General features: G+C 65.3%; 12 protein-coding genes. 6 read left to right on the top strand and 6 right to left on the bottom strand.

The annotated features are described in order from the left end of the window. Positions 1 to 282 precede the first annotated feature (282 nt). Both DM872_RS14675 and DM872_RS14670 read right to left on the bottom strand, forming a co-directional pair. Positions 283 to 693, bottom strand: a complete 411-nt coding sequence (locus DM872_RS14675) for a hypothetical protein (RefSeq protein ID WP_179060183.1) — start codon at positions 691 to 693, stop codon at positions 283 to 285. Between the two features lie 29 nt (positions 694 to 722). Further along, a complete protein-coding gene (locus DM872_RS14670; RefSeq protein ID WP_179060182.1) occupies positions 723 to 1,205 on the bottom strand; it encodes a GreA/GreB family elongation factor in 483 nt (160 codons plus the stop codon). Positions 1,206 to 1,779: 574 nt separating this feature from the next. On the opposite strand from DM872_RS14670, the gene DM872_RS14665 reads away from it, so the two are divergent. Both DM872_RS14665 and rmuC read left to right on the top strand, forming a co-directional pair. Further along, positions 1,780 to 2,184: a tetratricopeptide repeat protein gene (locus tag DM872_RS14665; protein WP_179060550.1), complete on the top strand. Its 405-nt coding sequence runs from the start codon at positions 1,780 to 1,782 to the stop codon at positions 2,182 to 2,184. Positions 2,185 to 2,367: 183 nt separating this feature from the next. Continuing rightward, positions 2,368 to 3,732 (top strand): DNA recombination protein RmuC, encoded by a 1,365-nt coding sequence (gene rmuC / locus DM872_RS14660; protein WP_179060549.1) that lies wholly within the window; start codon positions 2,368 to 2,370, stop codon positions 3,730 to 3,732. A 295-nt stretch (positions 3,733 to 4,027) separates the two neighbouring features. Here the strand turns inward: rmuC and DM872_RS14655 are convergent, their stop codons facing one another. Both DM872_RS14655 and DM872_RS14650 read right to left on the bottom strand, forming a co-directional pair. Beyond that, the gene (locus tag DM872_RS14655) at positions 4,028 to 4,906 is read right to left on the bottom strand and encodes a metal-dependent hydrolase (protein ID WP_179060181.1); all 879 of its coding nucleotides are present in this window, start codon (positions 4,904 to 4,906) and stop codon (positions 4,028 to 4,030) included. Positions 4,907 to 4,916: 10 nt separating this feature from the next. After that, on the bottom strand, positions 4,917 to 5,852 hold the full coding sequence (locus DM872_RS14650; protein WP_179060180.1) for an alpha/beta fold hydrolase: 936 nt from the start codon (positions 5,850 to 5,852) through the stop codon (positions 4,917 to 4,919). Between the two features lie 314 nt (positions 5,853 to 6,166). Between DM872_RS14650 and DM872_RS14645 the strand changes: the two genes are divergently transcribed. Beyond that, on the top strand, positions 6,167 to 6,976 hold the full coding sequence (locus DM872_RS14645) for a MerR family transcriptional regulator (protein ID WP_179060179.1): 810 nt from the start codon (positions 6,167 to 6,169) through the stop codon (positions 6,974 to 6,976). Positions 6,977 to 6,980: 4 nt separating this feature from the next. On the opposite strand, the gene DM872_RS14640 is transcribed toward DM872_RS14645, so the two are convergent. Further along, positions 6,981 to 8,237 carry an MgtC/SapB family protein gene (locus DM872_RS14640; RefSeq protein WP_179060178.1) on the bottom strand — a complete coding sequence of 419 codons (1,257 nt, stop codon included), beginning with the start codon at positions 8,235 to 8,237 and terminating at the stop codon, positions 6,981 to 6,983. A gap of 166 nt (positions 8,238 to 8,403) precedes the next feature. Beyond that, positions 8,404 to 9,348 (bottom strand): choline ABC transporter substrate-binding protein, encoded by a 945-nt coding sequence (locus tag DM872_RS14635; protein ID WP_179060177.1) that lies wholly within the window; start codon positions 9,346 to 9,348, stop codon positions 8,404 to 8,406. A 276-nt stretch (positions 9,349 to 9,624) separates the two neighbouring features. Between DM872_RS14635 and DM872_RS14630 the strand changes: the two genes are divergently transcribed. From DM872_RS14630 to DM872_RS14620, 3 genes are read left to right on the top strand one after another with little or no spacing between them, the layout of a single operon-like run. Next, a complete protein-coding gene (locus DM872_RS14630) occupies positions 9,625 to 10,794 on the top strand; it encodes an aromatic ring-hydroxylating oxygenase subunit alpha (RefSeq protein ID WP_179060176.1) in 1,170 nt (389 codons plus the stop codon). 22 nt (positions 10,795 to 10,816) lie between these two features. After that, complete coding sequence (locus tag DM872_RS14625; protein ID WP_179060175.1) at positions 10,817 to 12,472, top strand: choline dehydrogenase; 1,656 nt, start codon at positions 10,817 to 10,819, stop codon at positions 12,470 to 12,472. A 27-nt stretch (positions 12,473 to 12,499) separates the two neighbouring features. After that, positions 12,500 to 13,531, top strand: coding sequence for a GlxA family transcriptional regulator (locus DM872_RS14620; RefSeq protein ID WP_179060174.1), 1,032 nt, complete (start codon positions 12,500 to 12,502; stop codon positions 13,529 to 13,531). Positions 13,532 to 13,840: the final 309 nt, after the last annotated feature.

The raw sequence follows: 13,840 nt of genomic DNA, 5'->3' as shown, positions 1-13,840 counted from the left end.
TTCGCCTTATGCCGTCGGAACGAGCGGGTGGAGTGGGGCGGCGAAGGCCGGATGTGATGGTGGTGGTGATGGTGGGAGATTCTGAGCATGGCCCACAGCAGCGCGACCGCTGCCAGCAGCCAACCCATGATCATCAGGGCTATGAAGATTTCGGGACCCATTGCAAACCGCCTCTGGCGCCAAAGTGGAGAGCGCACGCCCTGAGTCTAGCCGGGCCAATGTGACGGCCGCTTGAACCAGGCTGCCTTTGGTCGGCTTGAACCCAGGAACCGGACGAGACGCCTACCCGCACTCCTGGTCCATGTTGCGCTTGGCCTTGGCAGTCGGTGCATTGCGGTACTGCTCGGTCCAGAACTGGCACTTGGCGTCGTTCAGCCGACGTTGCTCCTCCAGCCGTTCCAGGCGCTCGTTGTCCGCGCGCTGGGTGGCGTTGTAGTTCTCCTCGTACTTCTGCAGGCGCTCTTCACCCGAGCCTTGCGGCACTGGCGCAGGTTCGGGGGCAGGTTGCGGCGGGGCGGGCGGCGGCGTGAACACCTGGGCTGCCGGGGCCTCGTTATCGGCCATGTAGAGCTGGTAACCCAGGTAGGTGGTCAGGCCGATAGCGATGAAACCGAGCCATACGCCGAGGGCGACGCTGAGGGTCAGGACCAGCGGATTGAAACTGATGCGCAGGATGCGACGTGGGCGAGCCATGGAGCCTCCGAAGCGTGGGGCGGCAGGAATCAGTGTACCTCCAGCACCTCGAAGGTCTGCTGGCTATTGCCGATGGTCAGGGTCACTTCGGCGCCTTCGACCTTGCCCAGCAAGGCCTGGCCCAGCGGAGAGCGGGGGCTGATCACGGTGATTTCCTCGCCCGCGTCCACCACCTTCAGGCCCGCCGCCTCGGGGCCGAGGAACAGCCGTTGTTCGCTACCGTCCTCCGCCGCCAGCAGCACGAGGGCACTGAGCTGGATACCGCGCGCCGGGTCGAACGGGCGCAGGCTGAGGTTCTCGAACAGGCTCAGCGCCTGTTTGATCTCGGCGGCACGGCGCGCCTGCCCGGTGGCCAGGTAGGAAGCCTCGAGGCCGAGGGTGTCGTACTTGTTCTCGGCGATGTTTTCCTCGTGGGTCGCCGCCTCGTAGGCGGCCTGCGCCGCGCGTTGCAGCAGTTGCAGGTCGACGGCGAGCTTGTCGAGGATCAGGCGGTGAATGCGGATCTTGTCCATGGGCAGGCGCGTTCGAAGGAGAGGCTGAGCATTCTAAGAGCCTTCATGGGGCTGCGGGAAAGGGTCCGTACAAGTCAGGCACGAACTTGTGCACAGAGTTGGCGCAGAAGTACGTCCGTACCAGCTTTGGAAAGGTCCCCACAGACCCTTTTTCGTGCCATTCGTCGCTGCCTGGAACGCCCGTGCAACACCGGCTCCAGGCGCTTTTCAGAGGGAAATGCCCCGCAACGGGGCAAGCCAGGTATTGACAGGTTGAAGTTGTGCACAGTCGGGAAGCAGCCTCGCAAAACGCCCTCGAAAAGCTCCGTAAGCGCTTGATTCTCAGTGATCTATTCGTAACTACATGAAAAATAAGGAATTTTATAATTGGTGAAAAAACCATCAGTTTGAACGGAGCCCACGATCCATGAGCACTTGGTGACGTTTCGAGCATCTTCTTCACAGAGTTATCCACAGGTTCTGTGGATTGTCCCGAGCAGTTGCTCTAGAACGCGACCTCCGGCAATTGCAAGACTTTACCTGCCAAAAAAAAGGAGTAGAGTTGCGCGCCTTTCCGGCCACCCTGCCCCGTTTCATGAAGTATCGCGTCCCCGCCCAAACCGTTTCCAACCAGCAAACCCTGCCGACCCGGGTCGCCCTCTGGTTGCTGGACAGCCCACGCCTGGGCCAGGCGCCCAGCGTGAAACGCATCGCCGGCAACCTGCTCAAGCAGCCGGCGCGAGAAGGCGTGGTCGCGGCTCAGAGCCGCCTGGGACAGATGCTCTGCCGCGATTGCGGCAACCAGCGTGACCGCCGCATCGGCCTGGACCTGCTGCGCCAGGCCGCCCGCGCCGGCGACCGCCGCGCGCAACTCGAACTCGGCCGCCTGTGCAGCCAGCCGCGCATCAACGAGCCGGAACAGGCCCGCCACTGGCTTGAGCAGGCCGCCGCCCAGGGTTCCCACGAAGCCAAACGCCTGCTCGGCAGCCTCTCGCTTTAACCCTGATCGCACTGCCCTGATCGCGCCCCGCGCCGCTGGGTATACTCCCGGCATTCCAGCGCGGAGCCGCTCATGCCCCTAGACCCCAACCTGTTGATCGGCCTGTTGGCGGCCGCCGTGCCCCTGCTGGGCCTGGCCTGGCAGCAGCAACGCAAGCTCACTGCCCTGCAAACCGAACAGACGCTGCTTGAAGAGCGCCTGGCCAATGCCCAACTGGCCCAGGATGGCCTCGCGGTGCAACTGGATGACAGTCGCGACGAAAACCGCGAGCTCAACCACTTGAATGCCGCCCAGCAGGCCGAACTGGCGGCCCTGCGCCGCGAGGCCGAGCTGCTCGGGGTCGAGCGCCAGAGCGCCCGGGAAGCCTTGCTGGCCTGGAACCAGGAACGTGAGCGCAAGGATGCCGAACTGCGCCGCCTGGATGCCGACCGCGCTGGCCTGGAGGCCGAACTGCGCGAGCAGCGCGAAGCCCATGAGCAGCGCCTTGGCGACTTGCAGGCGGCCCGCGACGACCTGCGCGCACAATTCGCGGAACTGGCCGGGAAGATCTTCGACGAACGCGAACAGCGTTTCGCCGAAACCAGCCAGCAGCGTCTCGGCCAGTTGCTCGATCCACTCAAGGAGCGCATCCAGGCCTTCGAGAAGCGGGTGGAAGAAAGCTATCAACAGGAGGCCCGCGAGCGATTCTCCCTTGGCAAGGAACTGGAGCGCCTGCAACAGCTCAACCAGCGCCTGGGCGATGAAGCCACGAACCTCACCCGCGCTCTGAAGGGCCAGAAGACCCAGGGCAACTGGGGCGAGCTGGTGCTGGAACGGGTGCTGGAACACGCCGGCCTGGAGAAGGGCCGCGAGTACCAGACCCAGGTCAGCCTGAAGAGCGCCGAGGGCGAACGCTTCCAGCCCGACGTGCTGATACAGCTGCCGGGGGACAAGCAGGTCGTCGTGGACGCGAAGGTCAGCCTGACGGCCTACCAGACCTTGATCGCCGCCGAAGACGAAGCGACCCGCAGCCTGGCGCTGAAGCAGCACGTGCTGTCCTTGCGCAGTCATCTGAAAGGTTTGTCGGTGAAGGATTACCAGCGCCTGGAGGGCCTGCACAGCCTCGACTTCGTGCTGCTGTTCGTGCCCATCGAAGCGGCTTTCGCCGCCGCCTTGCAGGCGGATCCGGGCCTGTTCCAGGAAGCCTTCGAGCAGCACATCGTCATCGTCAGCCCGACCACTCTGTTGGCCACCCTGCGCGTGATCGACAGCCTGTGGCGCCAGGAACGGCAAAGCCAGAACGCCCGCGAAATCGCCGAACGCGCCGGGGCGCTGTATGACAAGTTCGTCGCCTTCGTCCAGGACCTGGACGAAATGGGCAGCCGCCTGCAACAGCTCGACAAGGCTTACGCCAATGCCCGCAACAAGCTGGTGGATGGCCGCGGCAACCTGATCAGCCGTGTGGAAAACCTCAAGCTGCTCGGCGCCCGTGCCAGCAAGAGCATTCCCAATGATCTGCTGGAAAGAGCGGCGGGTTTGCCGTTACTGGATGAGCAGTTCGAGGGGTGAGCCCTCACGGGGCCCGATTGTTGGGCTTCGCGTAGCTCAGCCACAACCTACGATTCGCGAATGAATTCGCTCCCACAGGAAAGGTGTCTGCCGGATGGCACGGAGCGGCCGGCGCGAGTCACCCCTCGCCCTTTGGGGTGAAGAGGCACGCTTTCGGAAGCACCGCTTCCGGTGCCGATGAACGACTGAGCGCGAAGCGATCAGGCCGGGGCGCAGAGCGGGGGGTAGGGGTGAGGGCGACGGACTTCTCGGCCACACCTTCCTCCCCATCGCGCATAATTTCATCCCACCAGCTTCAACTCGCCTCCGCCGCCCTTCGCGCCGCCGGCGAACTGGCCAGGTAATCCAGCGCCACCTGCAGGTCCCCTTCGGTGCGAGGGTGGAAGTCCGGCCGGAAGTAGCGCAGTACCGCCACGCCGATGCTGCCCATCGGCGGCAGCATGTCGCGCTTGCCCAGGGCATGCCAGAGACGCAGAAAACCCCGGTGATTGCGGGTGGCCGGGTCCTGGCGCATCAGCGTGCGCATGGAGCGGCTGAACAGGAAGATCAGCGCACCACTGGCCACCAGCATGTAGAACCAGCGCATCAGCAGGCTGCCCGTGAGGTGCACGTGCAGGTCGTGGGCCACGCAGCGGTGCTCCACTTCCTCGGCGCCGTGCCAGCGCAACAGGTCGAGCATCACCGGGTCGGCAGCGTCCAGACTGCGGGTGGTGATGATCCAGTTGCCCAGAACACAGGTGAAATGCTCCACCGCAGCGATCAGCCCGACCCGTTGGCGCAGCCACCAGGGTTGCAGCCAGCGGGTGAGGGTGCTTTCGCCCAGGGGGTAATCGCACAGCACCTTCTCGAACAGCCAGTAGATGCCTCGGGTGAAGGGTGTTGGATCGATTCCGTGGCGTTCCAGATAGGGTGCCAGCGCACTGTCGTGGGCGCGGGCGTGTTGCGCTTCCTGGCGCACGAAGCCGCGCACGTCCTCGCGTAGCCGCTCATCGGTAATCAGCGGCAGGGCCTTGTTGTAGACCCGGCAGAACCAGAACTCCCCCGCCGGAAGGATCAGGTGCAGGGTGTTCATGATGTGCGAGGCCTCCGGCTCCCCCGGCACCCAGTGCAGCGGCGTGTCGGCGAAATCGAAGCGCACCTTGCGCTGTTCGAGGCGATGATGCGGTGGGTTCACGGACGGCTCCTCAAGCGGGCAGGCCCAGCTGCACGACGCGGCTGGTGTCTCCACTTTCCAGGTGGCTGACGAATTCACGGAGCCAACCCGCCAGGCGAGTGGGGTCGGCCATCAGTTGCCAGTGCCCGGCGGCCACTTCGCGGCGCCACAGCCGGGGCGCCCAATGCTGCAGGTCCTGGAAGAGCTGCGGGCGCACGAAACGGTCCCGGGTGGGCACGATCAGTTGCACCGGCACATCGGTGCGACGCAGGCGCGGACGGAACAGGCTGGTGATGAAGTTGGCGCGGTAGAGCTTGACCCCATGCTGTCCATCGGACGCCTGGGTCGGATTGGGGCGCGATTCGCGCACCCCTTCCAGCCGCTGCAGCAGCGTCGGCCAGGCGCGGGCGAGGCCGGAGCGCCAGAGCAGTTCCGGCACCAGCGGTGTATGGAAGAATCCGATGTACCAGGAGCTCACCAGTTGCCCGATCACCCGGCCGAGCGCACTCGCGCGCCGCTCTTTCAAGCGTGCACGCATCCAGTGGCCCACATGGTCGAGGCAAGGGCCGGAGATCGTCGTGTAGGAAGCCAGCAGCGGCTGGATGCGCGGTTCGGTCACCGCTTCCCATGACTGGATCGAGCCCCAGTCATGGGCCACCAGATGCACCGGGCGATCCGGGCTGGCGACCCTGACTACGGCTTCCAGGTCATTGGCCAGCCTGGCCAGTCGATAGTCGCGGGTCTTGCTCGGGATGTCCGAGGCACCTGCGCCGCGCACGTCATAGGCGATGATCTGGTGATCCACCGCCAACTCGCGGATCAGCGGCAGCCAGACGGCGTGATTGTCCGGGTAGCCATGCACCAGCAGCAGGGTCGGGCCGCTGGCATTGCCCCAGCGGTAGGCGGCCAGTTCGACGCCGTCGCCCTTTACGGCGAATCGTTGGGGTTCCAGCAATGGGGCGTTCATCGGGGCACCTGCTGGAAGGGCTCGGCGCGGTCTTGGGCAATGAGGACTGACATGGGGATCTCCGTGGCGTGACTGTTACATCACTCGATGTCACGGTCATTCTTGAACAGGCAATCCGCCCCTGGCCAGAGACTGGCCGCAGTCATCGACAGGGCTGTTACCGCGTTACCTGATGCTGGAAATGCCCGGATCAGAGCGGTTTCGAGAGGGTTCTGGCGCTATGCGGCGCAGTTCGGCATGGCAAGTCCAGCCAATGGTTGGGCCCTTCCGGACGCTGTTGTTGGGGGAAGAGGGGGGGCGATATGATCCGGCCCATGAAAAATGTCCCCTCCTTTCTCAGCAAGCTCCTCAACCAGGCCGCCGAGGCCCCGGCAGCGCCGGACGTCGAATACACGGTGGACGAACTGGCCCTTGAGGCCGGCACCACGGTACGCAACCTGCGCGCCTACCAGGATCGCGGCCTGCTGCCGCCGCCGGAGCGTCGCGGGCGGGTGGGCATCTACAACGGCGAGCACCTCGCGCGGTTGCGGCTGATCGGCCAGTTGCTGGAGCGCGGCTACAGCATCGCCAGTATTCGCGAGCTACTGGACGCCTGGGAGCGGGGCCAGGACCTGGCTCACGTACTGGGGTTGGAGCAGGCCATCGTCGGCGCCTGGAACCTGGTGGAGCCCACGCGGCTGGGCTTCGACGAAGTGCAGGCGCTGTTCGGCGCCGACCTCACCGACGACAACATGGACCGCGCCCGCGAACTGGGCCTGATCGAGTTCGCCGGTGATCACTTGCGGGTGCTCAATCCGCGTGTGTTCAGCGCCGGGGTTCAGCTCTACCGCTCCGGGATTCCGCTGGACGTGCTGCTGGCCCAGTTCGTCGCGATCCGCCGCCAGGTGGAACCGGTGTCCGCCGGCATCGTGCGGATGATCGTCGAGCACCTGGTCAACCCGCTGCTCTCCAACAGCCTGCCCCATGTCAGCGAACTGGACGAACTCAATCGCCAATTGCTGGCGCTGCGTCCGCTGGTGGAACAGGTGGTGGACAGCGAGCTGGCGCGAGGGCTGCAACTCTCGGCCAACCAGGAACTGGGCGAGCGCGTAGGCGAGCTGTTGAAAGGCTTCCTCAAGCGCTGAATCCCTAGACCATCAGCAAGGCCACCGTACCGGCCAGCAGGCCGCCGGCGATGAAGGGGAAGGTGCGCAGCGCCAGCCCTTTGCCGCCGATCACCACGATCAGTCCCGCCTTGACCAGGCTGTTGCTCAGCACCGCCAGGAAGATGCCACGTACGGCCACTTCCGCCCCCAGTTCACGGTTCGCACCCCGCGCCAGGGACAGGGTGATGGCGTCCACGTCGGTGAGGCCCGAGAGCAGCGACACCAGGTAGACGCCCACGTCCCCCAGGTAACGCCGGGCGGCCTCCACCAGAAGCAGGATCAGCGCCAGCAGGGCAGCGAAGCGCAGGGCTGGGCCCAACTCGAAGGGGTTCTTCAGCGGCGGCTCGGCGTTGGGCGATTCGCGGTTGGCGGCGACCCGCCAGAAAAACAGTGCCCCTGCTGCATAGACCAGCGCCGCGATGCCCAGCGGCCAGGCCAGGCGTGACAGCAGGGCCGGGTTCACCAGCCCTACCTCAAGCAGCACGCGGGGAAACATCAGCGCCGAGGTGGCCAGAAGGCCCGCCGCCAGCAGCGGGCGCAGGGCACGGTGTTCCTGCAGATGGGACAGGGTGATGGTCATGGCGGTGGAGGACACGGTGCCGCCGAGCAAGGCGGTCAGCAGCAACCCGCGCTGGGTGCCCACCAATCGGATGGCGAAGTAGGCGGCGAAGCCCAGCGCGGCGATCAGCACCACCATCCACCAGGTCGCATAGGGATTGAACACCTCCCACGGGCCGTAGCCCTTGTTGGGCAGGATCGGCAGCAATACCACCGAGATGAACAGCAGCTTGAGGGCGGCCAGCAGCTCCTCCTCGCTGAGCCGCTGCAGGGCGTGGTTCAGGGCGTCCTTGAGACTCAGCAGCAGCGCAACCACGACGGCACCAGCACCGGACAGCACGTGGTGGCCGGCAACCGCCAGGCTGCCGAGCAGGAAGGTGATCAGCAACGCCAATTCGGTGGAGAGCCCGAGGTCGCCGATATACACCAGCTCGCCAAAGTAGGAGGCGATGACCAGCACGGCGAAGCAGGCGAAGATCGCCACCCACACCGCCGTGCCGAACTGCTCGCCAAGGAAGGAGGCGAATCCGCCGAGCAGCCCGGTGAGGCCGAACGAGCGAATGCCGGCAACCAGCCGCAGCGCTTCCTTGTTGCGCTCGCGCCAGCCGCGTTCTGCGCCTATCAACAGGCCGACGGCAAGGGCGCTGGCGAAATCGAGCAGGACTTCCGTGGCGTCAGGCATGGCGCTTCCTTTCGGTGGGAATGGAAGCAGTCTAGACGGCGGCGCGGGCACAGACGGGGCGAACCTGTAGGTTGTGGCTGAGCTACGCGAAGCCCAACATGTGCCGGGCGCCGTTCCTTTGATTCGCTGCGCACGCCGATGCGGTGCGCGCAGCGCACCCTACGGGCTACAGGCCCAGACTTCCTTTCACCGCCGGCAGCGCCGCCGCCCCGTCATAGGTCGTCACCCCCGCCAGCCACTGTTCCAGCACCTGCGGATTGGCCTTCAACCAGGCCTTGGCCGCCGCCTCGGGTTGTTCCTTGTCATCGAGGATGGCACCCATGATCTGGTTCTCCATGGCCAGGCTGAACTCCAGGTTCTTCAGCAGGGCGCCGACATTGCCGCACTCCGCGCTGTAGCCCTTGCGGGTGTGGGTATCCACCACCGCGCTGCCGTAATTGGGGCCGAAGCTGGCGTCGCCGCCGCTGAGGTAGCGGATGGCGAATTTCGTGTTCATCGGGTGCGGTTCCCAGGCCAGGAACACCACGGGCTTTTGTGCCTGTACGGCGCGGCGCACCTGGACCAGCATGCCGGCCTCGCTGGACTCCACCAGCTTGAAGCCGTTGAGACCGAACTGGCCCTTGTCGATCAGCCCCTGGATCAGCAGGTTGCCGTCGTTGCCGGGCTCGATGCCGTAGATGTGCCCCTCCAGTTGCTGGCGGAAACGGCCGATGTCCTTGAAGTCCTTCAGCCCGGCATCGAAGGTGTATTCCGGCACCGCGAGCGTGTACTTGGCGCCCAGCAGGTTGGTGCGCACCTTCTCCACGCTGCCTTTCTCCAGGAAGGGCTTGGCGATCACTTCCATCGAAGGCATCCAGGCGCCCAGATAGACATCGATGTTGTTCTTCTCCATGCCCATGTAGGCCATGGGAATGGAAGCCAGCTGGGTCTGCGGCTTGTAGCCCAGCCCCTTGAGCAAGGTGCTGGCCAGGCCCGTGGTGGCGGAGATATCGGCCCAGCCGACCTCCGCCATGCGCACGGTCTTGCAGCTGGCGGGTTCGGCCGCCAGGGCGGTGAGCGAGTGGCTGGTGAGCAGGGATGCAGCGAGCAGGCACAGGACTTTCTTCGACATGGTTGACGCTCCTATCGGGCGGCTACGGCAGAAGTCAGCGGGATGCTGTGGGGCTCTTCAGGCCCCTTCGCCTGCCCGAGCATAGGAGGGGTGGAACCTGCCACTTGATGGGAAACGACATCTTCTGCCGCAGCCAGGAACGGCGGGGGAGGGTGTTGATCTTTTGCGCTGGCAACTCGTCGCTTGACATCAATTCAGCCAAATTCCGCTCCCCTAGATTGGCTCCCAAAGCAGGCCGCCGAGCCGCACGAACAACACCTGGGAGGAGTACCGATCATGCAATCCGTCGAAGCCATCAAACTGCAAACCTCCATCGAAGGCTGGGCCGAACAGGACCCCGAATCCGCCTTCACCCTGCCGTCGCGCTATTTCTTCGATGAGAGCCTGTTCAAGGCCGAACGCGACCGCATCTTCATGCACGCCTGGCACGTTGCCGGGCACAAGAGCGAGTTCCGCGAGCCGGGCCAGTACGTGGTTGTGGATATGTTCGACCAGAGCGTGGTGGTGGCGCGCAGCATGAAGGGCGAGATCCGTGCCTTCCACAACGTCTGCCAGCACCGCGGCAACCGTCTGCTGGAAAGCCGTCGCGGCACCACCGGCGGCGTGGTGCGCTGCGCCTACCACTCCTGGTGCTACGAGATGGACGGCAGCCTGCGCAGTGCGCCGCGTTGCGAGCGCATGAAGGACTTCGAGCTGCAGCAATTCAACATCCCGCAGGTGCGGGTGGAGGAACTGGGCGGCTTCATCTACTTCAACCTCGATCCCAATGCGCCGTCCCTGGCCGAGCTGTTCCCCGGCGCCGACGAGGAGATGCACCGGGTGTTCCCCAACCTCGAACGCATGCGCCTGATCGAGGAACAGGACGTGATCGTGCCGGCCAACTGGAAGGTGATCATGGACAACTCCATCGAGGGCTATCACTTCAAGCTGTCCGGCCCCTGCCACATCGACCTGGCCAAGCTGATCGACTTCAAGGGCTACCGCCTGACCAAGCGCGACAACTGGTGGACCTACATCGCCCCGGCCAACCTCCAGGCCGGCGAAGCCTACGGCGTGAAGTTGCGGGAAGACCTGAACCCGGACGAGTGCTTCTTCAACATCGGCATGTGGCCGAACAACACCTTCTACACCTTCCCGTTCTCCGAGTTCCTCGGCACCTTCATCATGATTCCGCTGGATGCCGAGCGTTCCCTGCTGCGCTTCGGCTACTACAGCTCGAACGAAGAGACAGCGGAGGTCAGCAAGGCCTGCATGCGCTGGATGAACGAAGAGCTGGGGCCGGAAGACATCGAACTCAACATCACCGTGCAGAAGGGTCTGCATTCCCTCGGCTACGACCAGGGCCGCTACATGATCGACGCCCAGCGCAGCAACGAGAGCGAGCACCTGGTGCATCACTTCCACCGTCTGGTGTTCAAGGGCATCCATGGCGAGGAGCGGGCCTGAGCCCGCTTCCGGAGGACGTGCCATGTCCGAGTTCGATTACCTGATTGTCGGCGCCGGATCGGCCGGCTGCGTGCTGGCTAACCGCCTGGGCGCCGAGCCCGGCGTGAAGGTGTTGGTGCTGGAAGCCGGGCCGCTGGACCAGAGCTGGACCATCGACATGCCTTCGGCCGTGGGCATCGTCGTTGGCGGCAGTCGCTACAACTGGAGCTACAGCACCGAGCCCGAGCCCTGGCTGGACAACCGCCGCATCGGCACGCCGCGCGGGCGTACCCTGGGCGGCTCCTCGTCCATCAACGGCATGGTCTACATCCGTGGCCATGCCCGCGATTACGACAGCTGGGCCGAGCAGGGCTGCCACGGCTGGAGCTACCAGGAAGTGCTGCCCTATTTCATCCGCGCGGAGAATCACGAGCACGGCGCCGATGCCTACCACGGCGATGCCGGGCACCTGCACGTGACGGCGGGCAATATCGATACGCCGCTGTGTTCCGCCTTCGTCCAGGCCGGCGTGGAAGCGGGCTATGGCGAGAGTCGCGACCTCAACGGCTTCCGCCAGGAAGGCTTCGGCCCGGTGGATCGAACTACCCGCAAGGGCAAGCGCTGGAGCACCGCCCGTGGCTACCTGGCCGAGGCGTTGCAACGCGGCAATGTCACGGTCGCCACCGGTGCTTTGAGCCTGCGCATTCTCTTCGAGGGGCGCCGCGCCTGCGGTATCGAGTACGAGCAGAACGGCGAGGTGCACCAGGCCCGCGCCCGCCGCGAGGTGATCCTCGCCGCCGGGGCGATCAATTCGCCGCAATTGCTGTTGCTGTCGGGCGTCGGTCCAGCCGAGGAAATCCGTGCTCATGGCTTGCCGGTCGTGCATGACCTGCCTGGCGTCGGCCGGCGCCTCAACGATCACCCCGATACCGTGGTGCAGTACCTGTGCAAGCAGCCGGTGTCCATCTACCCCTGGACCCGCGCGCCGGGCAAATGGTGGATCGGCGCGCGCTGGTTCGTCAGCCACGACGGCCTGGCCGCGAGCAACCATTTCGAGGCCGGGGCCTTCATCCGTTCGCGAGCGGGCGTCGAGCACCCGGACCTGCAACTCACCTTCATGCCGCTCGCAGTGCAACCGGGCAGCGTTGACCTCGTGCCATCGCACGCCTTCCAGATCCATATCGACCTGATGCGCCCCACCAGCCTCGGCAGCGTCACCCTGCGCGGCGCCGATCCACGCTTGTCGCCGCGCATCCAGTTCAATTACCTGAAGACCGAGCAGGACCGCGCCGACATGCGTGCTGGTGCGCGACTGGTGCGGGAGATCATCGAGCAGCCGGCCATGCGCGGGCTGAAAGGCAAGGAGCTGGTGCCCGGGCCGGATAATCTCAGTGACCAGGCCCTGGACGCCTGGGCCCGGCGTGTGACCGAAACCGGCTACCACGCCAGTGGCACCTGCAAGATGGGGCCGGCCAGCGACCCGGAAGCGGTGGTCGATCCCGAACTGCGGGTGCACGGGCTGGAAGGCCTACGGGTGGTGGATGCGTCGATCATGCCGATCATCGTCAGTGGCAACACCAATGCGCCAACCGTGATGATCGCGGAGAAGGCCAGCGATATGATCCGGGGCCAGTCACCCCTGCCTGCGGCCCAGGTCCCGGTATGGACCCATCCGGACTGGCGTGGACAACAACGATAACCAGAGCACTGACGAGAGGTGCCGAACGTGGAAGGCCTGAACTCCCGGGAACGCCCGCTGGGCGGCGACAGCACGCTACGCGTCGGCCTGCTGCTGTTGCCGTCATTCCCCAGCCTGGGGTTGGCGGCGGTGGCCGAACCGCTGGCCATCGCCAACTGGCTGAGCCAGAAGCCGCTGTTCCAGTGGACCCTGCTGTCGCTGGACGGTCAGCCGGTACAGGCCAGTAATGGCCTGTCCAGCCAGGTGGAGGCGGGCATCAGCCCGGAGCAGGAGTTCGACCTCTGCTTCGTCATCGCCAGCTTCGATGTGCACCGGCACTGCCGCAACAACCTGCTGAAGAGCTGGCTGCGCAAGCAGGCGTTGTTCGGCGCCGTGCTGGTGGGCGTGGAAACCGGCACCGAACTGCTGGCTGCGGCTGGTGTGCTGGACGGCTACGACGCCGCGGTGCACTGGGACAACCTGCCGGGTTTCCAGGAGAGTTATCCCAAGGTGCGCTCCCGCGCCCAGCTCTATTGTCTCGACCGTCAGCGCCTGACTTGCGCTGGTGCGGCCGCCATCCTGGACATGATGCTCACCTGGCTGGGCAGCCGGATCGACGCTGACCTGGCCCGGGAAATCGGCATGCACCTGCTGGTGGGGCAGGTGCGTGCGCCGACGGAGAGCCAGCTGGACGACGGCCAGAAGGGCGAGCCGCTTCATGAGGGCAAGCTGCGTCGGGCTGTGCGCTTGATGGAGCAGACTCTGGAGGAGCCCCTGGACTGCGAGGCCATTGCCAGCCGCGTCGGCCTGTCGCGCCGGCAACTGGAGCGCCAGTTCAAGCAGCACACCGGGTTGTCGCCGCTGAAGTACTACATCGCCCTGCGTCTGGCCCGTGCCCACAACCTGTTGCAACAGACCAACCTCAGCGTTGCCCAGGTGGCCGCCAGTTCCGGCTTCGGTTCCCTGGAACACTTCTCCCGCGCCTACCGCGCCCGCTTCGGCTGCCCGCCCAGCGAGGACCGCAGCCAGACCTGGACCGCCCCGGTGATGCGCCAGCCGCTGACAAGGCAGGGGGCGTAGGCAAGGGCGGATCTGCGATCCGCTTTAGCGATTGAAATCGCCCCCACAGAGATTCCAATCCGAGCGCGGACAGCTCCCTCTCCCTCTGGGGCGAAGAGGCACGCTTTCGAAAGCACTGCTTTCGGTGCCGATGAGCGCCAGGGCGCGAAGCGAACTGGCCGGGGCGCAGAGCGGGGTTGGGGTGAGGGGAGTGGGCCGGCTCAAATCTCCCAAGGGCAGACCTTCGGCCTGCTTGGCGAATGAATTCGCCCCTACAGGACAAACGCCAGAGAGGAAGTTCGCACGGACAGCCCCCTCTCCCTCAGGGAG

The organism is Pseudomonas taiwanensis (assembly GCF_013393345.1).
Classification (GTDB): domain Bacteria; phylum Pseudomonadota; class Gammaproteobacteria; order Pseudomonadales; family Pseudomonadaceae; genus Metapseudomonas; species Metapseudomonas resinovorans_C.
The sequence above is the reverse complement of the archived record's forward strand: the minus strand, read 5'-3'. Positions and strand labels throughout refer to the sequence as shown.